At 39.0% G+C, this 23,496-nt stretch carries 26 protein-coding genes; 9 read left to right on the forward strand and 17 right to left on the reverse strand.

The annotated features are described in order from the left end of the window. Positions 1–41: 41 nt before the first annotated feature. The 9 genes from gnd to nudE form a co-directional block, all read right to left on the reverse strand. Positions 42–1,496, reverse strand: a complete 1,455-nt coding sequence (gene gnd / locus DV424_RS03045; protein WP_118859022.1) for a decarboxylating NADP(+)-dependent phosphogluconate dehydrogenase — start codon at positions 1,494–1,496, stop codon at positions 42–44. A gap of 102 nt (positions 1,497–1,598) precedes the next feature. Continuing rightward, positions 1,599–1,931, reverse strand: coding sequence for an avidin-fold protein (locus tag DV424_RS03050; RefSeq protein ID WP_118859023.1), 333 nt, complete (start codon positions 1,929–1,931; stop codon positions 1,599–1,601). Positions 1,932–1,996: 65 nt separating this feature from the next. Then, entirely contained in the window at positions 1,997–2,389 is a 393-nt protein-coding gene (locus tag DV424_RS03055) for a GNAT family N-acetyltransferase (RefSeq protein WP_118859024.1), read from the reverse strand. Between the two features lie 33 nt (positions 2,390–2,422). Further along, the gene (pgl, locus tag DV424_RS03060; protein WP_118859025.1) at positions 2,423–3,121 is read right to left on the reverse strand and encodes a 6-phosphogluconolactonase; all 699 of its coding nucleotides are present in this window, start codon (positions 3,119–3,121) and stop codon (positions 2,423–2,425) included. 84 nt (positions 3,122–3,205) lie between these two features. After that, the gene (gene zwf, locus DV424_RS03065) at positions 3,206–4,690 is read right to left on the reverse strand and encodes a glucose-6-phosphate dehydrogenase (protein ID WP_118859026.1); all 1,485 of its coding nucleotides are present in this window, start codon (positions 4,688–4,690) and stop codon (positions 3,206–3,208) included. 74 nt (positions 4,691–4,764) lie between these two features. Beyond that, positions 4,765–5,574, reverse strand: coding sequence for a 3'(2'),5'-bisphosphate nucleotidase CysQ (gene cysQ / locus DV424_RS03070; RefSeq protein ID WP_118859027.1), 810 nt, complete (start codon positions 5,572–5,574; stop codon positions 4,765–4,767). A gap of 7 nt (positions 5,575–5,581) precedes the next feature. After that, positions 5,582–5,995, reverse strand: a complete 414-nt coding sequence (locus tag DV424_RS03075) for a hypothetical protein (RefSeq protein ID WP_118859028.1) — start codon at positions 5,993–5,995, stop codon at positions 5,582–5,584. A gap of 53 nt (positions 5,996–6,048) precedes the next feature. After that, positions 6,049–8,037: an OPT family oligopeptide transporter gene (locus DV424_RS03080; RefSeq protein WP_118859029.1), complete on the reverse strand. Its 1,989-nt coding sequence runs from the start codon at positions 8,035–8,037 to the stop codon at positions 6,049–6,051. A gap of 243 nt (positions 8,038–8,280) precedes the next feature. Next, on the reverse strand, positions 8,281–8,838 hold the full coding sequence (nudE, locus tag DV424_RS03085; RefSeq protein WP_118859030.1) for an ADP compounds hydrolase NudE: 558 nt from the start codon (positions 8,836–8,838) through the stop codon (positions 8,281–8,283). Positions 8,839–8,908: 70 nt separating this feature from the next. Here nudE and hslR point away from each other — a divergent pair, with 70 nt between their 5' ends. Beyond that, positions 8,909–9,304 (forward strand): ribosome-associated heat shock protein Hsp15, encoded by a 396-nt coding sequence (hslR, locus tag DV424_RS03090; protein WP_118859031.1) that lies wholly within the window; start codon positions 8,909–8,911, stop codon positions 9,302–9,304. A gap of 25 nt (positions 9,305–9,329) precedes the next feature. Here the strand turns inward: hslR and asnC are convergent, their stop codons facing one another. Beyond that, on the reverse strand, positions 9,330–9,782 hold the full coding sequence (asnC, locus tag DV424_RS03095) for a transcriptional regulator AsnC (protein WP_118859032.1): 453 nt from the start codon (positions 9,780–9,782) through the stop codon (positions 9,330–9,332). 153 nt (positions 9,783–9,935) lie between these two features. Here asnC and asnA point away from each other — a divergent pair, with 153 nt between their 5' ends. Then, positions 9,936–10,928, forward strand: a complete 993-nt coding sequence (gene asnA / locus DV424_RS03100; RefSeq protein ID WP_118859033.1) for an aspartate--ammonia ligase — start codon at positions 9,936–9,938, stop codon at positions 10,926–10,928. Positions 10,929–10,993: 65 nt separating this feature from the next. Here the strand turns inward: asnA and DV424_RS03105 are convergent, their stop codons facing one another. The 4 genes from DV424_RS03105 to DV424_RS03120 all read right to left on the reverse strand — a co-directional run bounded on the left by DV424_RS03105 (position 10,994) and on the right by DV424_RS03120 (position 17,391). Further along, on the reverse strand, positions 10,994–11,668 hold the full coding sequence (locus tag DV424_RS03105; RefSeq protein WP_118859034.1) for a phosphoglycolate phosphatase: 675 nt from the start codon (positions 11,666–11,668) through the stop codon (positions 10,994–10,996). Between the two features lie 45 nt (positions 11,669–11,713). Next, on the reverse strand, positions 11,714–12,388 hold the full coding sequence (rpe, locus tag DV424_RS03110; protein WP_118859035.1) for a ribulose-phosphate 3-epimerase: 675 nt from the start codon (positions 12,386–12,388) through the stop codon (positions 11,714–11,716). Positions 12,389–12,534: 146 nt separating this feature from the next. Further along, the gene (gyrB, locus tag DV424_RS03115) at positions 12,535–14,955 is read right to left on the reverse strand and encodes a DNA topoisomerase (ATP-hydrolyzing) subunit B (protein WP_118782569.1); all 2,421 of its coding nucleotides are present in this window, start codon (positions 14,953–14,955) and stop codon (positions 12,535–12,537) included. Positions 14,956–15,078: 123 nt separating this feature from the next. Then, entirely contained in the window at positions 15,079–17,391 is a 2,313-nt protein-coding gene (locus DV424_RS03120; protein ID WP_118859036.1) for a Tex family protein, read from the reverse strand. Between the two features lie 107 nt (positions 17,392–17,498). On the opposite strand from DV424_RS03120, the gene greB reads away from it, so the two are divergent. After that, positions 17,499–17,975 (forward strand): transcription elongation factor GreB, encoded by a 477-nt coding sequence (gene greB / locus DV424_RS03125; protein ID WP_118859037.1) that lies wholly within the window; start codon positions 17,499–17,501, stop codon positions 17,973–17,975. A gap of 56 nt (positions 17,976–18,031) precedes the next feature. Here the strand turns inward: greB and fabR are convergent, their stop codons facing one another. Then, positions 18,032–18,649, reverse strand: coding sequence for an HTH-type transcriptional repressor FabR (gene fabR, locus DV424_RS03130; protein ID WP_005629669.1), 618 nt, complete (start codon positions 18,647–18,649; stop codon positions 18,032–18,034). Continuing rightward, positions 18,649–19,554 (reverse strand): DNA-binding transcriptional regulator OxyR, encoded by a 906-nt coding sequence (oxyR, locus tag DV424_RS03135; protein ID WP_118808815.1) that lies wholly within the window; start codon positions 19,552–19,554, stop codon positions 18,649–18,651. The genes fabR and oxyR overlap by 1 nt, the downstream gene beginning before the upstream one ends. Before the next feature lie 123 nt (positions 19,555–19,677). Here oxyR and pgdx point away from each other — a divergent pair, with 123 nt between their 5' ends. Next, positions 19,678–20,403 (forward strand): hybrid peroxiredoxin PGdx, encoded by a 726-nt coding sequence (gene pgdx, locus DV424_RS03140; protein WP_009499556.1) that lies wholly within the window; start codon positions 19,678–19,680, stop codon positions 20,401–20,403. A gap of 91 nt (positions 20,404–20,494) precedes the next feature. On the opposite strand, the gene DV424_RS03145 is transcribed toward pgdx, so the two are convergent. After that, complete coding sequence (locus tag DV424_RS03145; RefSeq protein WP_005630530.1) at positions 20,495–20,716, reverse strand: SlyX family protein; 222 nt, start codon at positions 20,714–20,716, stop codon at positions 20,495–20,497. Between the two features lie 97 nt (positions 20,717–20,813). Between DV424_RS03145 and fkpA the strand changes: the two genes are divergently transcribed. The 5 genes from fkpA to DV424_RS03170 all read left to right on the forward strand — a co-directional run bounded on the left by fkpA (position 20,814) and on the right by DV424_RS03170 (position 23,325). Beyond that, the gene (fkpA, locus tag DV424_RS03150; protein ID WP_118859038.1) at positions 20,814–21,539 is read left to right on the forward strand and encodes an FKBP-type peptidyl-prolyl cis-trans isomerase; all 726 of its coding nucleotides are present in this window, start codon (positions 20,814–20,816) and stop codon (positions 21,537–21,539) included. 88 nt (positions 21,540–21,627) lie between these two features. After that, positions 21,628–22,293 carry a helix-turn-helix transcriptional regulator gene (locus DV424_RS03155; RefSeq protein WP_005644402.1) on the forward strand — a complete coding sequence of 222 codons (666 nt, stop codon included), beginning with the start codon at positions 21,628–21,630 and terminating at the stop codon, positions 22,291–22,293. Further along, complete coding sequence (gene tusD / locus DV424_RS03160; protein WP_118859039.1) at positions 22,293–22,673, forward strand: sulfurtransferase complex subunit TusD; 381 nt, start codon at positions 22,293–22,295, stop codon at positions 22,671–22,673. The genes DV424_RS03155 and tusD overlap by 1 nt, the downstream gene beginning before the upstream one ends. Continuing rightward, positions 22,670–23,029, forward strand: coding sequence for a sulfurtransferase complex subunit TusC (gene tusC / locus DV424_RS03165; RefSeq protein ID WP_118859040.1), 360 nt, complete (start codon positions 22,670–22,672; stop codon positions 23,027–23,029). The genes tusD and tusC overlap by 4 nt, the downstream gene beginning before the upstream one ends. A gap of 8 nt (positions 23,030–23,037) precedes the next feature. After that, positions 23,038–23,325: a DsrH/TusB family sulfur relay protein gene (locus tag DV424_RS03170; protein WP_005630525.1), complete on the forward strand. Its 288-nt coding sequence runs from the start codon at positions 23,038–23,040 to the stop codon at positions 23,323–23,325. The last annotated feature ends 171 nt before the right edge of the window (positions 23,326–23,496 follow it).

A 23,496-nucleotide genomic window follows, 5' to 3' on the forward strand; every position in this document is an offset into this window, starting at 1 on the left:
TTAATATCTCAAAGTGCGGTAATTTTCATCAAAATTTTTAACTACACATCATAAGTGGTAGAGGCTATATTCCCACCACGACCTGTCCAGTTAGTATGGAAGAATTCGCCACGTGGTTTATCAGTACGCTCGTAAGTGTGCGCACCAAAATAATCACGTTGTGCTTGTAATAAGTTTGCTGGTAAACGTGCTGAAGTGTAACCATCTAAGAAAGTGATTGCAGACGCCATACAAGGCATTGGAATACCCACTTCGATAGATTTTGCCACCATTTTACGCCAGTCGCTTAATGCGTTTTCTAAAATACCTTTGAAGTAACTATCTGAACCCAAGAAGATTAAATCTGGGTTCGCTTCGTACGCATCGCGGATGTTACCTAAGAAACGGCTACGAATGATACAACCTTCACGCCATAACAATGCGGTTGCACCATAGTTGATATTCCAACCAAACTGTTCTGATGCTTCACGAATGAGCATAAAACCTTGTGCGTAAGAGATGATTTTTGAAGCTAATAATGCTTTACGCACCGCTTCGATCCAAACTTTTTTGTCACCTTCAACTGGAGTAACAGTTTTATTGAATAATTGATTTGCTGCAACACGTTGATCTTTAAATGAAGAAACACAGCGTGCAAAGACGGATTCAGTGATTAAGGTTAATGGAATACCGAAATCTAATGCGTTGATACCGGTCCATTTACCTGTCCCTTTTTGACCAGCGGTATCTAAGATTTTTTCAACTAATGGCTCACCATCGGAATCTTTATAACCAAGAATGTCAGTGGTGATATCGATTAGATAACTATCAAGTTCCGTTTTTTTCCATTCTGCGAAGATAGCTTTCATTTCTTCATAGCTTAAGCCTAAACCTTCTTTTAAGAATTGGTAGGCTTCACAGATTAATTGCATATCGCCGTATTCGATACCATTGTGAACCATTTTCACAAAGTGGCCAGCGCCTTCACCCCCAACCCAGTCACAGCAAGGTTCGCCTTGTTCTGTTTTAGCTGAGATTGCTTGGAAGATAGGTTTAACATATGGCCATGCTTCTGCATTACCGCCAGGCATAATGGAAGGCCCGTGACGTGCACCCTCTTCACCGCCAGAAACCCCCGAACCAATAAAGCGAATACCTTTTTCCGCTAACGCTTTTACACGACGATTTGTATCTGGGTAGTTTGAGTTACCACCATCAATAATAATGTCGCCCTCTTCTAAATGTGGTAATAATGCTTCAATGAATTGATCCACCACATCACCTGCGCGCACCATTAACATCACTTTACGTGGTTTTTCTAATTTAGCAGCTAAATCTTCTAAAGAGTATGCACCGATAATATTGGTGCCTTTTGCCGCACCTTGTAAAAATTCATCCACTTTTGAGGTGGTACGGTTGTACGCCACCACTTTAAACCCGTGGTCGTTCATATTTAAAATGAGGTTTTGCCCCATTACGGCTAAGCCGATAACACCGATGTCGCCTTTTACTGACATTGTTTTCTCCTGTTTGTAAGGTGCTCACGCACCTATTATTTAGTATTTTTTTATAAAGTATGTGAAGGTTATTACAGATATTCTACCGCGGTAAAACCTCACTTAAATTTCTCTAATTAATGAGTTACCTTGCTCTAACGTGTCTAACCACTGCCATTTTTCATGACCAATGAGTTTACTATTTTCTAAAGAAAATGTGGTACAACAACGCCCCAAACGATTTTCTAGAGATTGATTTAAATGTTGATACGTAAATTCAACTTGAGTATCGTTAATCCATTTTCCAATTAAAAAACCTTTTAAAATTTCACCACCACAATATTCGGCCCAAATCATTTCACCTTGTTGATGATAATGAAATTCTGTTTGGCTACTCACTTCACCATTTGCGGTGTTTTCAACAGCAACAAATTTTTTATTATCTAAATTCAACATTAAGTCACTCCGCATCTGATGTATCTATATTTTAATCTTACTTTAATCCATACAATGCTAATAAATTAACTCTTCGTCCATGCACTCATATGCTGCGTAAATCCAATATGCGGATAATAATCCACGGCTTGTGGAGCCGATAAAAGCACAATTTTGGCTTGTGGATGTAAGGCTTGCTTAGTGTGTTCAATCAATTGCAATCCAATACCTTGCTTTTGATATTTTTCATCAACCGCTAAGTCAGATAAATAACAGCAATAGGCAAAATCCGTCACGGAACGTGCTAAACCCACTAATCGTTCACCATCCCAAGCGGTCACTAATAAATCCGCATGGTGTAACATTGCTGCGACACGTTTTTCATCCTCTAACGGACGGCGTGCCCCGAGCGTTGTTTTATTTAGCAATTCAATAAATTGTTTAACTGAAATCGGTTCATTCACTTTGTAGTCTATCATTTTGCAAGCCGGTGATATTTGATACTCAACTTGTTATAGCAATTTAGCCGCCGCTTTATCCAAATACCATTCCGTTACACCATTTTTTGCTTTAATTTTTGCAGCTGGATAAGGGAGGTTTTCAGCGGGTGTAGTTTGAATTTCTTTGAGGATTTCCGCTTTACTTTCACCCGTTACCAAATAGGTAATGCGTTTGGCTTGTTCAATGAGTTTGGCTGTTTTAGAAATGCGAATTTGACCACTTTCAGGGTGCTTGGCAATGACAACAAGGTTTTCATCAGCAAAATTGGTTTGATGTGGGAAGAGAGACGCGGTATGACCGTCTGTTCCCATACCTAAAATAATCCAATCAAAAACACCGTTTGGAATGACCGCACTTAATTCTTCTTCGAAACGTTTTAGCTCAAAGTGCGGTTCATTTTCACCACGAATTCGATGAATATTTTCTGCTGGAATTTGAATATGATCGAATAAGAGTTTTTGCACTTCACCATAGTTACTTTCAGGATCAGATGGCGGAACCATACGATCATCTCCCCACCAAAAATGCAGATTCTTCCAGTTAATTTGTTCCGCATAAGGCGCTTTGGCTAGGGTTTTAAACAATAACTTAGGCGTTGAACCACCAGAAAGGGAAATATGCACAGGGTGATTTAATTGGCCATAAATCAAAAATTCTTGTGCAATCTTATCGACTGCGTGTTGAGCCGTTGGGAAGCTGATATAGTTCATTGATTTTCCGTTGGGTTTTAGCCCACAATTTATTATGTTAGATATTAAGAGCGGTGGGCTAAATCCCACCCTACATTAGATTAATTAAACTTTTTTCTTCATTAAACCTGTCGGTTTACGCCAAACTTTGCCTTGTTTTGCAATTAATTTATCGGCTGCCACAGGGCCCCAAGTGCCGGCTTCATATTCGTGAATCCGACCACCATTAGCTTTGTAATCTAAAATCGGTTGCACAAATTTCCATGCAGCATGCACAGCATCAGTACGAGCAAACAAGGTAGCATCACCTTTCATCGCATCTAACAATAAGCGTTCATAAGCGGTTAATACTTGTGCGCCTGCTAAATCTGCATAACGGAAATCCATTGATACTTCTTTCGCTTCAAAACCTGCGCCTGGTTTTTTCAAACCAAAACGCATTGAAATTGCTTCATCAGGTTGAATACGAATAATCAATTTATTCTCTGGTGCATTTTGGCTGAACACAGGATGTGGCGTAGTTTTAAAATGGATCACAATTTCAGTCACTCGAGCCGGTAAGCGTTTACCCGTACGGACATAGAATGGCACACCAGCCCAACGCCAGTTTTCAATTTCACAACGCAATGCGATGTAGGTTTCAGTGCGAGAATCTGCTGGTACACCTTTTTCTTCTAAATAGCCGTTTTCCATTTTGCCGTTAATTTCAGCCGCAGTGTATTGACCTAAAACAAGGTTATGCTCCATATCTTCTGCAGTTAACGGACGCAAACTATGCATTACTTTTGCTACTTCATCACGCATTGAATTCGCATTAATAATCGCTGGCGGCTCCATTGCCACCATCGCTAATACTTGCAATAAATGGTTTTGGAACATATCGCGCATTGCACCAGAACCATCATAATAGCCACCGCGCTCTTCCACGCCAATAGATTCTGCACCAGTAATTTCTACATAATCAATGAAATTACGGTTCCAAAGCGGTTCAAACCAACCATTTGAGAAACGTAATACGAGCAAGTTTTGAACAGTTTCTTTACCTAAATAATGGTCGATACGATAAATTTGGTGTTCTTCAAAGAAACGGTGGATTTGTACGTCTAGTGCTTGTGCTGTTTTTTCATCATAACCAAAAGGTTTTTCAACGATAATACGTTTCCAACCATATTCTTCCGTATTTAAACCATGTGCAGCCAAACACTCAGGAATCACGCCATAAAGACTTGGCGGGGTGGACATATAGTAAAGCGTGTTACCACAAGTTTGATATTTATCATGAAGATCATCTAAACGTGGAACAAGTTTGCCATAATCTTGAGCATCAGAAGTATTCACTGCTTGGTAATAAAGATGAGAGCAGAAAGCATCTAAGGTTTCTGGTGTTGTTTCTTCATTATGGATTAACGCCTCACGCATTTTTTCGCGGAAAGTTTCATCATTTAACTCAGAGCGAGCAACACCTAGAACGGAAAAGTTTTCACTCAAACGCCCGATTTTGTAGAGATTATAAAGGGCTGGAATGAGTTTACGGTGAGTTAAGTCACCAGACGCACCAAAAATGACGATACAGTTATTATCAGTTTGCATAATTATTCCTTATAAGATTCCGAGTAATGTCGAAAATAATGCCGTATTCTAGAGAAAAAAACCAATCGAACCAATCAATTAAATTGAAAGATAGAACGCCAATCGAGCGATTGATCGCCCACCATGACAAAATGCGGATTAATCAAGGTTTCACGTTGGTTATAGGTTAAAGGCTCAAAATGAGAGTCAAAAATGGCACCCTGAGTCTCACCCAGTATCACTTCAGCGCCAGCGGTATCCCATTCGCCTGTTTGTCCTAAACGGACATAACAATCTACTGCGCCTTCAGCCACCAAACCGCTTTTTAAGCTACTTGAACCCACCACAACAAATTCACAAGGAAAATCCTTCGGTAAAATCGACCGCACTTTTTCTTGTGAAGTGGTTGCACCTACCGCAATTCGTAAAGGGCGGTCAAAATTCATCGTGTTTTTAGTGAGTTTTTTTACCTGATCCACTTGTTTTTTAAACGTGCCGAAATCACGCATTGCATAATAAGTTGTCGATAAAATTGGTGCATGAATAACGCTTAACACGGGTTTATTTTTACGAACTAAGGTTATCAACACAGAAAATTGATCGGTACGATTAATAAATTGCTGTGTACCATCAAGAGGATCAATCAACCAATATTCTTTCCAATTTTTACGTTCTTCAAAGGAAATATGACAATTTTCTTCAGAAAGAACAGGGACATTAGGGAAAAGTGCGGTCAATTTTTCTGTTAAAAATTTGCTCACAAAAAGATCCGCTTCCGTCACAGGCGTGTTGTCTTCTTTCAATTCAACATGAACCTGTTTTTGATAAAACTGTTGCAAATGCTTACCCGCTTGATAAGCAATCAGCAATACTTGGTTAAGTAAGTGTTCGTTTAGCGTAAGCATAAAATTATTATCTTGTTTTTGGCAGCAACCACGGCATCACAAATAGAGCATAAAACACCATTCCGCATGTGCTTATTAACCCGAGGGATAGTCCCCCTTCGGTCAACCAGCCCCAAAAGGACGTTTCTTGTTCGCCGAGCAATAACAAATAAAAATAAGATGCCATATTGCAGTAAACAAATGAAATGATCGATGAAACTAATACAATCGAAGCAATGTTATAACGGGTGTAACGGAATTTTGCAGCTAGAAGTGCGGTTAAAAATGCGGGAATAGTGGCGAGAAGAAATGCTGTGAGAGCATAGCTAGAAAAAGGAACGATAACGCCACTTGAATCATCATCGAACCAAATCAAAAGTGCGGTGACGATTACTTGTAAAATTAGAGGGAAAAAAATAAGTGTTTTTAAGTAAGATTTCATAATAAAAAAATAGGCTATCCAAAAGGTAGCCTATTCTAAAATAAATTTAAGAATTAATCAGATTTTTTCGCACGTAATACGCGAGATGCAAAAATCACAATGCCCACGATAAATACGATTAAACCTAACCACTCGCCAATAGTATCCCAATTTTCAAGATTTAAGGATAATGGCGCTTCAGAACCACCAGTGGTAACAGAAGCCGCAATAATGAATGCTAAAATGACCCCCATTAAACTTTCGCCTACGATTAAACCTGCAGAGAAAAGCGTACCGAAACGTTCTGCTTTAGCTGACACTTCTTTGTTACCAAGTTTTGCAATATGACGAGTCATGATCCACGCTAAGAATGCACCCACAATCACAGGCATATTAATTGATGGTGGTAAGTAAATACCAATCCCCACAGCAATAACTGGCAAGCCAAAGACTTTGTTGCTGACTTTTTTCAAGAATGCATCAATCGTAATTAACACAGCGCCTAAACCTACACCAGTTAAGATATAAGTCCATTCCAATTTATTTGTGAAAATACCTTGAGAAATGGTGGTCATTAATGTTGCTTGTGGTGCAGATAGGGCTTGTGAAGGATCCATATCTGGACGTGGCAACGCACCGCTGAAACCATACGCATGATATAAGATTTCCAATACTGGCGCGATAACAAGCGCACCGACAAAGCAGCCGATAATTAATGCGACTTGTTGACGCCAAGGTGTCGCATCCACTAATAAACCCGTTTTTAAATCTTGCAAGTTATCGTTAGAAATTGTTGCGGTGGTTAATACAATTGACGCAGTAAAAAGTGTAAGTGCGGTCAAAAATTTCTGACCATCTACGGTTTCAAATAAGCCAGATGCATTACCAATTGACACCAATACCAATGAAATCACGATAACAGAAATAATCCCGATACCAGAAATTGGGCTTGAAGATGAACCTACTAAACCCGCCATATAACCAGAAGCTGCGGCCACGAAGAAGCCGATAAATACAGCTAAGAAAGTACAAACTACCACTAATAAAATGGAAAGCTCAGGTGAAATCGGTGCAGCTGCGATAAAGTGATGTAATGAAATAACAATCAACACAACTGTCGCGATTAAGATATAAATCATTGTTTTTGGAGAAAGGTCGATATCAACGCGATGCTCAGATTCAGCTTGTCCACCTTTCAACATACGGAAAGAATGTACCATTCCTTCAATCATTGGTTTCATTAAAATCAGCAATGTCCAAATCGCTGCAATACCAATTGTACCTACACCAATAAAGCGAACTTTTGTTTTCCAAACCACCATTGCGGCATCAATTAAGCTTGCATCTGCTGCGATATCACCTGACATAGTGAAATATGGCACAGCCACACCCCAAGTCAAAATAACACCGATCAACATCGCAATACCGCCTACGATACCAATTAAATAACCTGCACCAAGCAAGGCAAGTGAGAAACCCATTGGTAATTGGAAAGCCGCTTTACTAGTTTGAATCCAAGCGCTTGCACCATCAGCCATCACGCGTAAACCGTTAGTTAAAAATGCAACTAATCCCGCTAAAACACCACCGTAAGCAATATCTTTCACACCGCTATCGCCATCTTCATGATTACCCGCTTTTAAGATTTCAGCAGCCGCTACCCCTTCAGGATAAGGTAAATCACTGTTTACCACCATCGCACGGCGTAATGGAATAGTGAATAACACGCCTAATGTACCACCAGCAGCACAAATCAGCATAGTTTGCCAGAATGGGAAGTCTTGCCAGTAACCCATCATTAATAAGCCTGGTAAGACGAAGATCACAGAAGAAAGTGTCCCCGCTGAAGATGCTTGTGTTTGCACCATGTTATTTTCAAGAATACTAGAATCTTTGAAAAATTTGAGCACAGCCATAGAAATGACGGCCGCCGGAATAGATGACGCGAATGTCATCCCTACTTTTAGACCGAGATACACATTGGATGCAGTGAAAATCACTGTAATCAATGCGCCGAGGATAATTCCTCGAACGGTCAATTCTTTTAAGTTTTCGTTATGCATAAAAATATTCCTTGAGTAAAAAAAGAAAACACCTAAACATTGTCAAAAATCGAGTATTTTTTCAAGTTTTTTAAAGGGAAATTTGATCTTGTTAGAAAATATTTAATAAAAAGGGGAATATTTGAATGATTTTTTATTTATAGATAAGCGAAAAAGGCTAACTCAAGGTTGTATTCATCTGGCTAGCCATGATTTTCCCCTTCAAAAGGGGAAAATGAGAGAACGATAATTAAATTAAGCCTATTATTTTTGGCTTAAATAATCTTTCAATGAATAAAGTGCGGTTAAATTTCTGGCTTCATTGAAATTGGGCTCCGCAAGTAATTCATCAATTTTCGACAATGGAAAGCGAACAATTTCTAACGGCTCTGGCTCATCACCTTCTAACTGGCAAGGATAAAAATCCTGAGCAACAAAAATATGCATAACGCTACGCATATAACTTGGATTGGTAATCACCGTACGCAAGAAATCAATTTTATTGGCCCCTAGCCCCAACTCTTCCTTTAATTCGCGATTTGCTGCATCTTTCGGTTCTTCATCTTTATCTACGCCACCTTTAGGAAATCCTAATTCATAACGTTCTGTGCCAACTGAATACTCACGAATCAATAAAAGATCATCTCCATCAATGGGAACCATCATAACAGCCTGTTGATTACTTGGTTTGAAACGCTCATAAGTACGTAATTCCCCATTGGAAAATTCCAAATCAACAGACTGAATTTCAAATAAACGAGATTTAGCAACGACTTGTGCGGTAAGAATTTTAGGTAATTTTTTGGATGAATCGGATAACATAAGTTTTCCTTTATTTTGTGATAGGATTGGGACAAACTGTACCACAAAATAACAAAAGAGAAATTCATAAATGGAAGAAAAAGAAGTCAGATTAGACAAATGGTTGTGGGCTGCGCGATTCTACAAAACACGTAGCATTGCTAAAGCCATGATTGAAAGTGGTAAAGTGCATTACAACAACCAACGTGCGAAAGTAAGTAAAATTGTGGAAGTAGGCGCAATGTTAAAACTTCGCCAGGGAAACGAAGAAAAAGAAATAAAAATTATCGCCTTAAGCGATCAACGCCTAGGTGCGCCAGAAGCACAATTACTCTATCAAGAAACCGAAAATAGCGTGAAAAAAAGAGAAGAAATCGCGTGGGCAAGAAAAAATAATTCCCTTTCAATGCCCCATCCAGATCGTCGCCCAAACAAAAAAGAGCGGAGAGACTTATTGAAATTTAAACATAAGGATAAATTTGAATAAAAATTTCACCGCACTTTCTATGTTCTTAAGGTTTAATATCTCGCAAAATTGGATTTTGCATTGAAATCAAGGTCTCAGTGGACTGAATTTCATCAATTAACTGAATCTTGCTCGCCAAAACAGAATGTAATTCTGCGATTGTGTGTGTCATCACTTTTAAGAAAATTGAGTAATTGCCCGTTGTATAATAGGCTTCAACTACTTCATCAAAACTTTCTAGCTTTTTGATCACTTTCTCATAATCTTTTGCGCTTTTTAGAATAATGCCGATAAAACAGCATACGTCATAACCTAATTTACGCTCATCAATGATCACCTTCGTGCCTTCAATAATGCCTGATTGGCGCATTTTTTCTACTCGCACATGAATCGTCCCCGGACTAACGCCAAAGTTTTTAGCCATTTCGGCATAGGGAGTTCTCGCATCTTTGGTGAGTACACGTAAGATTTGCCGATCTAAACTGTCAATGTTGTGCATAAAATCACCTCCTTTAGATTTTATTTAATTTTTCATTACTGAATTATATATTATTCAATCAAAACAAGAAAGTAAATAAAATACTTGAAATAAAATCATAATTTATTGAATAATACTTAAAAATTTTACTCCTCATTAAAAAAGGTTATCAAAATGAAAAAGACATTTATTTTACAACAACAAGAAATCAGCTTTGTAAAGAACACTTTCACGCAAAATCTTATTGAACAACTTGGTATTATTGAAGTGCAAGGTCCAATTTTGAGCCAAGTGGGTAACGGAATGCAAGATAACTTATCTGGCATTGAAAAAGCCGTTCAAGTTAACGTGAAATGTATTCCAAATGCCGTATTTGAAGTAGTACATTCTCTTGCAAAATGGAAACGCCACACCCTTGCTCGCTTCAACTTTAAAGAAGGCGAAGGCTTGTTTGTTCATATGAAAGCATTACGTCCAGATGAAGATTCTCTTGATCCGACTCACTCTGTTTATGTGGATCAATGGGACTGGGAAAAAGTGATTCCTGAAGGTTGTCGTAACTTTGCATACTTAAAAGAAACGGTAAATTCTATTTATCGTGCTATTCGTTTAACAGAATTAGCCGTAGAAGCACGTTTTGATATCCCTTCAATTCTTCCAAAACACATTACCTTTGTGCACAGCGAAGATTTAGTAAAACGCTATCCAGATTTAAGCAGTAAAGAACGTGAAAACGCAATTTGTAAAGAATACGGCGCAGTATTCTTAATCGGCATTGGCGGCAAACTTTCAGATGGCAAACCTCATGATGGCCGTGCACCAGACTATGATGACTGGACAACTGAATCTGAAAATGGCTACAAAGGCCTAAACGGTGATATTTTGGTATGGAACGACCAATTAGGCAAAGCATTTGAACTTTCCTCAATGGGTATCCGCGTAGATGAAAGTGCATTGCGTTTACAAGTTAGCCTAACGGGTGATGAAGACCGTTTAAAAATGGATTGGCACCAAGATTTATTAAACGGAAAATTACCATTAACTATCGGCGGTGGTATCGGTCAATCTCGCTTAGCAATGCTTTTACTTCGTAAAAAACATATAGGTGAAGTCCAATCAAGCGTATGGCCAAAAGAAATGTTAGAAGAATTTTCAAACATTCTTTAAAAATAATTAATTTGATAAAAGAAGTGCGGTGAAGTTTCACCGCACTTTTTTGTTAGGTAGGAAACTTAAAGAATCGTTAAGAGCTGGGCAAAATCATCAAACACCCAATCTGGATTAGATTCGCTGATAGGGATATTGTAATTGTAGCCGTAAGTTAAACCAACAACTGCACAGCCTGCAGCGTGGCCTGCGATAATATCATTTTTAGAATCGCCCACGAAAAGCACTTGGCGTGGTTCAAAACCAAATTTTCCGCATAAATAATAAAGTGGAGCTGGATGTGGCTTAATGGCAGGTAAGGATTGACCGCCCAACATTTCACTAAATAAATGATCAATGCCAAATGCGGCCAATACTGGCTGAACATGTCTTGTGGGTTTATTGGTAACAACTGCTAGGACATAGCCTTTTTCTTTCAAGGTTTCTAAAGTTTCTTTTACATTTGGATACAAGCGGCTGACATTACATAAATTCTCGCCATAATAAAAATTAAAACGTTCTGTTACTTGCTTAATCTCTTCTTCAGTTAAAACTTTTCCTGTTTGTTTTTGCACCCAATCTAACGCACGTGCAATTAATACAGGCGCACCATTACCGATCCAAGTTAATACTAATTCTTCTGGCGCTTGCGGTAAATTAAATTCAGCCAAGGCAGAATTTACTGATAATGCCAAATCAGGCAAGCTATTTACCAAGGTGCCGTCTAAATCAAAACCAATAAGTTTAAATTGTGTATTCATTGTTTTTCTCTGTTCTATTGCAATCGCATTTCATTAAAACGACGGTTATTCGCCCACACTCGCGAGCTGTGTACGCATTTGGTCAATAACTTGTTTATAATCTGGCTTACCAAAAATTGCGGAACCTGCCACAAACATATCAGCACCCGCCGCTGCAATTTCAGCAATATTATCAACCTTCACACCGCCATCGACTTCAAGACGAATGTCATAACCACTTTCATCAATGATCTTACGAGCCTGTTGTAGTTTCTTCAACGTTGCTGGAATAAAAGATTGTCCGCCAAATCCGGGATTCACTGACATTAATAAAACCACATCCACTTTATCCAAAACGTAATCTAAATAGCTCAACGGCGTCGCAGGGTTAAAAACTAATCCAGATTTACAACCACAATCGCGAATGAGCTGTAAAGAGCGGTCAATATGTTCGCTAGATTCTGGGTGGAAAGTGATGTAGTTCGCACCTGCTTTAGCAAAATCGGGAATAATGCGATCGACCGGTTTTACCATTAAATGCACATCTATCGGTGCGGTAATGCCATAATCACGTAAAGCTTGACATACCGCAGGTCCAAAAGTGAGATTAGGCACATAATGATTATCCATTACATCAAAATGAATAACATCCGCGCCTGCATTAAGTACATTTTGTACATCATCACCAAGACGAGCGAGATCAGCAGAAAGAATTGATGGGGCGATAAGATAAGGTTTCATAAAGGTTCTCCGTTGAGAAAATGAGTGCATTTAGTTTACTCACTTAAGTTCAAAAAACCAATAGTAATCCTTATATGAAATAATAAGATAAACAAAGAAAGGGCACTTTGGTGCCCTTTCAGTCATGAATATAAATAGACGAAAATTTACACGTCCAAATTTGCTCTTAACGCATTCAACTCAATGAACTCACGACGTGGCTCAACTTCATCTCCCATTAAAGTCGTGAAGAGTTGATCCGCTGCAACGGCATCCTTAATGGAAACTTTCAACATACGACGTGAATTTGGATCCATTGTAGTTTCCCAAAGTTGATCTGCGTTCATTTCGCCTAGTCCTTTATAACGCTGAACTTCCAAGCCTTTGCGCGATTCTTTCACTAGCCATTCAACGGCTTGTTCAAAGCTACGCACTGGTTGTACTTTTTCACCGCGTGTAACATAAGCGCCTTCTTCCAATAAACCATTGAGTTGTTTATTAAGAGAAACAATTTTCGCGTATTCATTGCCGTGAACAAAATCAAAATTCAAGAAATAATCGGTATCAATACCGTGTTTGCGAACAGTGATCACAGCTTCATACACTTGGCGTTCCGCATTAAATTGTGTACGCACTGAATATTGATGTGCTTCTGTTTCTTTTGCAGTCAGTTGTTCAACAAAAGATTTACCCCAATTTTCAACCGCACTTTCGTCTTTCATCATTTCAACAGAAATTGGCGACTGATAAATTAATCCTTGCAATACAGGGGCTGGGTAATGACGGCTTAAGCGACCGATAAGTTTTTGTACGCTATTATATTCTGCCACTAATTTCTCAAAAACAAGAGCATTCATTGCTGGTGCATTTGCGCTGATATGTAATTCTGCGCCATCTAACGCAAGGGTTAATTCATATTGCTCCATTTCATCCGCATCTTTAATGTAGCGTTCTTGTTTTCCTTTTTTCACTTTGTAAAGTGGCGGCTGAGCAATGTAAACATAACCACGCTCAATAAGCTCAGGCATTTGGCGATAGAAGAAGGTTAAAAGCAACGTACGAATGTGAGAACCATCCACATCAGCATCCGTCATGATAATGATATGATGATAACGTAATTTATCTGGGTTATATTCATCACGACCAATACCGCAACCTAAGGCAGTAATCAATGTTCCCACCTCTTGGGAAGACAACATTTTGTCAAAACGTGCTTTTTCTACGTTTAAGATTTTACCTTTCAATGGCAAAATTGCTTGAGTTTTACGATCGCGACCAACTTTTGCAGAACCACCCGCAGAATCACCCTCCACCAAGTAAAGTTCAGAAAGTGCAGGATCTTTTTCTTGGCAGTCTGCAAGTTTACCCGGTAAACCTGCAATATCTAATGCCCCTTTACGGCGCGTCATTTCACGCGCTTTGCGTGCTGCTTCGCGCGCACGAGCGGCCATAATAATTTGATTTACAATGATTTTTGCATCTGCAGGATTTTCCAATAAATATTCCTGCATTTTTTCATTCATGGCAGATTCTACCGCACTTTTAACTTCTGAAGACACAAGTTTGTCTTTAGTTTGCGATGAGAATTTTGGATCAGGCACTTTAACTGAAATAATCGCAACCAAACCTTCACGCGCATCATCGCCTGAAGTTGCCACTTTTTCTTTTTTCAGCATACCTTCGTTTTCCATATAGCTATTTAAGCTACGGGTTAAAGCCCCACGGAAACCTGCTAGGTGAGTACCACCATCACGTTGAGGGATATTATTGGTAAAGCAATACACGTTTTCATTTACACCATCATTCCACTGCAACGCAACTTCTACGCCGATGCCATCTTTCTCAGCTGTAAAATAAAATGGCTTTGGATGAATTGGGTTTTTATTTTTGTTCAAATATTCGACGAATGCTTGAATACCGCCTTCGTAATGGAAATGATCTTCTGAGCCATCACGTTTATCGATTAAACGAATAGATACGCCTGAGTTCAAGAAAGAAAGTTCACGTAAGCGTTTTGCTAAGATTTTGTAATCAAAGGTTGTGATAGCAAAAATATCTGAGCTTGGCCAGAAACGAACCGTTGTCCCCGTTGCCTCTGTGTCACCAATCACTGTTAATGGCGCTTGTGGCTCACCTAAATGATAGAATTGCTCATGAACGTGACCTTGACGACGAATGGTTAACTGTAATTTATCAGAAAGCGCATTCACCACTGATACGCCCACACCGTGTAAACCGCCCGATACTTTATAAGAGTTATCGTCAAATTTACCGCCAGCGTGAAGCACTGTCATGATAACTTCTGCTGCAGAAACACCTTCTTCTGGGTGAATATCCACAGGAATACCACGCCCATCATCTTGCACCGATACTGAATTATCGTCATGAATGGTCACGATAATATCGGAACAATGGCCAGCGAGGGCTTCATCAATGGCATTATCCACCACTTCAAATACCATATGGTGCAAACCAGTACCGTCATCGGTATCACCGATATACATACCAGGACGTTTACGCACCGCATCAAGGCCTTTTAATACTTTAATGCTCGATGCACCATAGTTATCATTGGTCGTTTCTGACATAATTTATCTCATTCTTTTGTAAATAAAAATTGGGCGAGATTATAGCAAAAAATCGCCGTTTTGGCGATGCTTTTCGGGAAAGGAAAGATATAAAAAAGGCGAATAATTTCGCCTTATAACTTGTTATTTTTTCCAATTTTTTAGTGCATCAGCAAAAGCATTGCCCATCGCATTATTACCTCTTGAATTACGCTCCTCTCGTTGCGTATTTCCACGAGGTCTTGCAGATAAAGTGCGGTCAGATTTGCCGTCATTTTTGACCGCACTTTCATCTAATCGCATCGTCAATGCAATGCGTTTACGTGGCACATCCACTTCTAACACTTTGACTTTTACAATGTTACCTGTTTTTACCACTTGATGGGGATCTTCCACGAATTTATCGCTTAATGATGAAATATGTACTAAACCATCTTGATGAACACCAATATCCACAAATGCGCCAAAATTAGTTACATTAGTGATGGTACCTTCTAAAATCATACCAGGTTTTAAATCCGTTATTTCTTCCACGCCCTCAGCAAATACAGCGGTTTTGAACTCGCCACGCGGATCGCGCCCTGGTTTTTCTAACTCTTTGAAAATATCTTGGACGGTCGGTAAACCAAATTGCTCATCAATGAATTGTTTTGCATCAAGCTGACGTACCACACCCGCATTACCCATTAAATCTTGAATAGATTGCGCAGTAGCTTGCAAAATTTTTTCGACCACAGGGTAAGCTTCTGGGTGAACACCTGAAGCATCAAGTGGATTTTTCCCGTTTGCAATACGCATAAAGCCTGCACATTGCTCAAAGGCTTTTGGCCCTAAACGTGGCACTTTTTTCAATTCTGCACGGCTTTCAAAACGCCCATTTTCATCACGATATTCCACAATGTTTTGTGCTAAGGTTTTTGTCATACCAGCTACACGAGCTAATAATGGTGCGGATGCGGTATTTAAATCTACGCCTACCGCGTTTACACAGTCTTCCACCACCGCATCGAGTTTACGCGCAAGTTGAGTTTGGTTTACATCGTGCTGATATTGCCCCACACCAATGGCTTTCGGTTCGATTTTCACTAATTCTGCCAATGGATCTTGTAAACGACGTGCAATAGAGACCGCACCACGTAAAGATACATCTAAATTCGGGAATTCATTTGCCGCAAATTCAGAAGCTGAATAAACGGACGCGCCCGCTTCGCTTACTACAACGGTTTGTGGTTTATTTTCTTTAATTTCTTTAATCACGTCTTTCGCAAAACGTTCAGTTTCACGAGAAGCTGTACCATTACCAATGGCAATTAATTCCACGTTATGTTTGCGGATCAAGCTGAAAATCGCCACTTGTGCTTCGGCTTCACGCCCCGTGTGTGGATAAATGGTGGTGGTATCTAATAATTTACCTGTGTTATCCACTACTGCAACTTTAACTCCCGTACGTAAGCCTGGGTCCAAGCCCATTGTGCTCTTCGCACCAGCGGGTGCAGCCATTAAAAGTGCGGTCAGATTTCGAGCGAAAACATCAATGGCTTCTTCTTCCGCTTTTTCACGTAAACTTGCCATTAATTCCGTTTCTAAATGCAACGAAACTTTGATTTTCCACGTCCACGCAATCACTTGCTCACGCCATTTATCTGCTGGCTGTCCCGTGAAACGTACATCTAAATAATCACGAATAATCTCTTCACAATAGCTTTGGCGACTTCCTTCTTCCGCATCAGGATCAGCATTTAAACTTAATTGTAAAATGCCCTCATTACGTCCACGGAACATGGCCAATGCTCGGTGAGAAGGCACATTTTTCAATAATTCTTGGTGGTCGAAATAATCTTGGAATTTTGCGCCTTCCGTTTCTTTGCCTTCGATCACTTTTGATACGATAACGGCATTTTTCGCTAAATAATCACGAACTTTCGCTAATAAACCTGCATCTTCAGCAAAACGTTCCATTAAAATATAGCGTGCACCATCAAGGGCTACTTTGGTGTCTGTCACGCCTTTATCAGCATCAACAAAGGAAAGTGCGGTTGATTCTGGGTCATTTTTTGGCTCGTTCCAAAGTAAATCAGCCAATGGCTCAAGACCCGCTTCAATCGCAATTTGCCCTTTAGTACGACGTTTCGGTTTGTATGGCAAATACAAATCTTCTAATTCGGTTTTGCTTTGTGTCGCATGGATTTTGTCACGCAATTCATCGGTCAATTTCCCTTGCTCATCAATAGATTTCAAAATGGTTTGACGACGATCTTCTAATTCACGTAAATAAATTAAACGAGTTTCAAAATGACGAAGTTGGGTGTCATCCAAGCCACCAGTGGCTTCTTTACGATAACGGGCAATAAATGGAATGGTGTTGCCATCATCTAATAATTGAATGGCGGCGAGGATTTGTTGGGGTTGAACGGTTAATTCTGCCGCAATAATTTGGCTAATTTGTTGATTTAACATTGTCATACTTCTTTGTTATGAAAGGATTCGAGAAAAAACGGGGATAGAATACTGGTTTTAGGCTGTTGGCTCAAATATAATTAGAAAAACTTTCTTTTATTTTTATTATGGCAAAATCAAATTATATTACCCGTCAAGGCTGGAATGAGCTTGACCAAGAACTCAAGTTTTTGTGGAAAGAAGAACGTCCCAAAGTTACCCAAGCTGTTTCAGATGCCGCCGCTCTTGGTGACCGCAGTGAGAATGCAGAATATATTTACGGAAAACGCCGCTTACGTGAAATTGATCGTCGTGTACGTTTTTTAACTAAAAGATTGGAAGTGCTACAAATTGTCGATTACAACCCAAAGCAAGAGGGAAAAGTTTTCTTCGGGGCATGGGTAGAATTGGAGAATGAAGATGGTGAAATCAAGCAATATCGTATCGTCGGTTGCGATGAATTTGCCCCTGAGAAAAATTGGATATCCATTGATTCCCCAGTTGCTCGAGCTTTAATCGGAAAAACATTAGACGACGAAGTGCGGGTAGAAACGCCTTCAGGTTTTATCACGCTTTATGTGAATAAAATTTGGTATGAGAAATAACTCGGAAAAATAAAAGATAGTGAATATCTAAACTAATAGGCTAGATACAAACTATCTTACTTGCCTCTTTCCTTATTCGCTGCAAAATCAGCGCCTTTTGCAAGCATTCTCAACTGCAAAATCACTCGAGCTTTAAGTTGCTCACGTTCAGCTTTACTCATATCTAAAGCATTAGCCCCTGCAGTGAATACGATTGTTACGATGCCTTCCGCTTGAACATAAGCAACATATTGCGAATATTGATGTTTGTAGGAAATATATTCTGCTAACTCATCAACAAAATGCTTAATTTCACGTGCTGCCGCAGTACGAAAAGCTTGAGAAGTGCCTGAACTTTCGCGTAATAGCAAGCGGAAAACGTTCGTGCTATTAGTAATAAATTCAAAAAATGTATCCACAGAAACAGAAATAACGCTACCGCCAGCATCAATACGTTTACGCGCTTGACGCATTAGTTGGCGCAACATCAAGCCAGCTTCATCCACCATTTCTAAGCCGAGTTCATCCATATCGCTAAAATGACGATAGAAAGATGTAGGCGCAATTCCAGCCTCACGCGCAACCTCTCGCAAACTCAAATTAGAAAAACTTTTTTCTGCGCTAAGTTGATTAAATGCCGCATCCACTAAAGCGCGACGAGTCTTTTCTTTTTGAACAGCACGAACACCAGCCATTATTTCAACCCACTTAGAATAGATTTAACTTCATCGCTGACCGCACTTGCCACACGCTCATAACGATTACGCAATGGTGAACCAGGACGATAAACCAATGCAATGGTGCGTGATGGCTCTGGCGAATAACAAGGAATATATTTCACACCTTTGCGCGTGCCTTCATTCAATACCGCTAATTCAGGCATAAAAGTGATACCAGCATTTGCTGCCACCATATTGCGCAAAGTTTCAAGGCTAGTCGCTTGGAAATGGGAATTTTCTTTTGCGCCAGCAGTGAAGCAATAATCTAGTGCTTGATTACGCAAGCAATGACCATCATCAAGCATTAACATTTCTTGACCATTTAATTGGTTCATTGGAAGTTTACTTTCTTGAGCCCAAGGATGATGCTCTGATACGGCGAGTAACATTTTCTCGTTGAAAATAGGTACTTCAATAAAAGCCTCAGTTTCCGGAACAGTGGCAACGATGGCGCAATCTAAACGCCCCGTTTCCAATTGTTCTAATAATTGATGCGTTTGCGCTTCATAAAGAAAAACTTCTAAATCAGGGAATGCTGCTTTTAACGTTGGCACAATATAAGGGAGCAAATAAGGACCAACCGTTGGAATTAAACCGATGTGTAATGGCCCGGTCATTTCTTTACCTTGATTGCTCGCCATTTCTTTCAATAATTTTACTTCTCGAAGAACTGTGCGAGCCTGATCAACCAACAACATTCCCGATTGAGTAAATAACACTTTACGGCTAGTGCGCTCTAACAAGATAATACCTAGCTCATCTTCTAATTTACGAATTTGACCACTTAATGTTGGTTGACTCACATTACAAGAATCGGCAGCACGGCGGAAATGTTTATATTCTGATAAGGCAACAAGATATTCTAGATCACGGATATTCATGAGATTTTCCCTATAGAAAAATTCAATTAAAAGAATAGAATTAATTGATTATGACTATATCATAATTTTCCCTATAATACAGCGCATAAAATTTAAATTAACAACCAATAGGAGAAAAAAACAATGTCTAATATGGAAGGAAAAAAAGTCCCTCAAGTGACATTCCGCACTCGTCAGGGTGATAAATGGGTTGATGTAACTACCTCTGAATTATTTGATAACAAAACAGTGATCGTGTTCTCATTACCGGGAGCATTCACTCCAACTTGCTCATCATCACACTTACCACGTTACAACGAATTAGCGCCAGTATTCAAAAAATACGGTGTAGACGATATTCTTGTTGTATCTGTAAATGATACTTTCGTAATGAACGCATGGAAAGAAGATGAAAAATCTGAAAACATCACTTTCATTCCAGATGGTAATGGTGAATTTACCGAAGGCATGGGTATGTTAGTTGGTAAAGAAGATTTAGGTTTCGGTAAACGTTCGTGGCGTTATTCTATGCTTGTGAAAAACGGCGTAGTTGAAAAAATGTTTATCGAACCAAACGAACCAGGCGATCCGTTCAAAGTATCAGATGCTGACACTATGTTGAAATACCTTGCGCCACAACACCAAGTGCAAGAGTCTATTTCAATCTTCACAAAACCAGGCTGTCCTTTCTGTGCAAAAGCAAAACAACTTTTACACGATAAAGGCTTAAGCTTCGAAGAAATCGTATTAGGTCATGATGCAACAATCGTGAGCGTACGTGCAGTTTCAGGTCGTACTACTGTTCCACAAGTGTTTATCGGTGGTAAACACATTGGCGGTAGCGACGATTTGGAAAAATACTTTGCATAAGCAGGCAAGTATTTAGCTGATTATTATTTGGGAATGTAATTTAAAGGGCGCATTAAGCGCCCTTTTCATTTGTACGAATTTATCGCAAAAATTAATAATGGGGCGGTGGCGTTTCTTCAGATTGGCTTGCAATGTTAGAGGGTTGAAAATCTTTTAATTTATTTGCCATATAACGCAATTGGACTTGCATTTTATCAATATCAAATTGCTGTTGAACTAAAGCGTGATTTAATTCATCTAATAACTGTTCCTGAAATGCAATTTTCGTTTCAAGTTCCTCGATGCGATTTTCTAACATTTGTTGAATTTGCATAAATTTTCTCTAAATTCTAAAAAAAAGTTGAGAATAGATAGAAAGCCATTTAATCTATTCCTCGTATTATTCCATTCATTATAAAGGATTAACTCATATGTTAAAAATTCAAAAATTATCTATTGCAGCATTAATGGTAAGTGCGGTGATTTCTGGCCAAGTTTTTGCAGAAGATAGCACATTCGATGAGAAAGCAGCATCTTATGCCGTAGGTACGCTCATGGGCGGTCAAATGAAAGATCTTGTAGATTCACACAAAGAAGTCATCAAATATGATAATGCGCGTATTTTAGATGGTTTAAAAGATGCCTTAGAAGGCAAAGTGGATGTTCGTAAAGATGAAAAAATCCAAAAAACCTTAGAATCTATTGAAGCAAAATTAATGGCTGCATCAAAAGCAAAAGCAGAATCTATTGCTAAACAAGCAAAAGAAGAAGGTGATAAATTCCGCGCTGAATTTGCTAAAGGTAAAGATGTAAAAACGACGCAATCTGGTTTAATGTACAAAATTGAAAACGCAGGTAAAGGCGATGCAATCAAAGCAACAGATACAGTTAAAGTACATTACACAGGTAAATTACCAAATGGAAAAGTATTTGATAGCTCCGTAGAGCGCGGTCAACCTGTAGAATTCCAACTTGATCAGGTAATTAAAGGCTGGACTGAAGGTCTTCAATTAGTGAAAAAAGACGGAAAAATTCAATTAGTTATTGCACCTGAATTAGGCTATGGCGAACAAGGTGCTGGCGCATCTATTCCACCAAATTCAACATTAATTTTTGATGTGGAAGTATTAGACGTCAATCCAAAAGCTACAAAATAATTAATAAGTTTAATAGCGCGCGTTCTTTAACGCGTGCTTTTTATTATAAGAACGAGCGAAATTTTTACCGCACTTTTAACCTAACACCATGACTTTAAACGACAAATATCCTTTCACCGACGAAGATCGCACTATCATAAACTCCTACAAAGCGGTCGTTGATGGTGTAAGCGCACTGATTGGCGAACACTGCGAAATCGTACTTCATTCTCTAGAAGATATTGAACATTCTGCTATTTGTATTGCTAACGGACATAACACTAATCGACAAGTTGGTTCGCCAATCACCGATCTTGCCTTACGTTCGCTACGAAATATGCAAAGCGAAAGTGTTTCAAAGCCTTATTTTACACGAGCAAAAGGCAGTGTACTGATGAAATCAGTCACTATTGCCATTCGTAATAAAACTCAACGTATTATTGGTTTGCTTTGTATCAATATCAATTTAGATGTACCTGTGTCTCAATTTTTGCAATGCTTTATGCCAACGGAGCATACGAATGAAACATCTTCAGTGAACTTTGCGAGTTCAGTAGAAGACTTGGTTGCGCAGACTATTGAAAAAACAATAGAAGAAGTCAATGCGGATCGCTCTGTTGCCAATAATACTAAAAACAGACAAATCGTCCTTTCTCTTTACGAAAAAGGAATTTTTGATATTAAAGATGCGATTAATTTAGTCGCAGAACGTTTAGATATTTCCCGACATACGGTTTACCTGTACATCCGCCAAATCAAACAAGAGCAAGAATAATGCGCTATGTTATTGCCGTCAAAAGCCCTATTTACGGAAAACAAGGGGCATTTTTAGCTTATCAATTTGCAGACGCCTTAATCAAAAAAGGACACGAAATCTCACAGATTTTTTTCTTTCAAGATGGCGTGAGTAACGGAAATGCATTAGTGTATCCAGCTAATGATGAAGTTAATTTACAAAAACATTGGCAAATGTTTTCCATCACCCACAATGTTCCTTTGCGTTTATGTGTTGCAGCATCTCAAAGACGAGGCGTCGTCGATAACTTAACCACATCAACCACAGCTCACTACAATCTTGCAGAGGGATTCATAATTGCAGGCCTTGGTGAATTTATGGCAGCAAGTTTAAAAGCAGATCGAGTAATAACCCTATGAAGATAGCCTTTTTATTTCGCACATCGCCACATGGCACATCCATTTCACGAGAAGGCTTAGATGCAATTCTTGCCGCAACAGCTTTTTGTGATCCAGATGACGTTGGCGTATTTTTTATAGATGATGGCGTACTAAATCTTATTAATCATCAACAACCTGAGATCATTCAACAGAAAGACTTCATTAGAACCTTTAAATTATTAGATTTATATGATGTAGAACAACGCTTTATTTGCACAGAGTCTTTACAGAAATTTAAGCTAGATAATGAGCAACTTATCCTATCTTGTGAAAAAATTGACCGCTCTTTATTGATAGAAAAGCTTAGTCAAGCAGAAAAATTGTTCACTTTCTAAGGAATATTATGCTTTATACATTTTCTCAATCAGATTACCCCAAAACTGAACTAGATGACTATTTTTCATATATTACAGAAAAAGATGCGGTAGTATTATGGCAAGACGGTGTGCTATTGGCGGTAAAATATCCTGATTATTTTGCAAAATGTAAAGGGAATTGCATGATATTGAAACAAGATATTTTAGCAAGAAATCTCACCGCACTTTTACCTCAAAGCAGCAAGATAAAACTAATTTCAATAGAAGAACTTGTTGGAATCACAGAGAATTATTCACCACAGCTATCACTATAAAAATCAAATAATCTAGTAAATACTCGAGTGAATTATCAGATATTACCTATAAACAAAAAGTGCGGAGAATTTTCCCCGCACTTTCTTTTGTCTTCTTTCTGCCTTTAAGACATTCAAGAATCCATCAATTATTTGATGATTTTCGCTACAACACCTGCACCTACTGTACGG

Origin of the sequence: Haemophilus haemolyticus, from assembly GCF_003493605.1 — a bacterium.
In the GTDB taxonomy this organism is placed as follows: Bacteria; Pseudomonadota; Gammaproteobacteria; order Enterobacterales; family Pasteurellaceae; genus Haemophilus; species Haemophilus haemolyticus_J.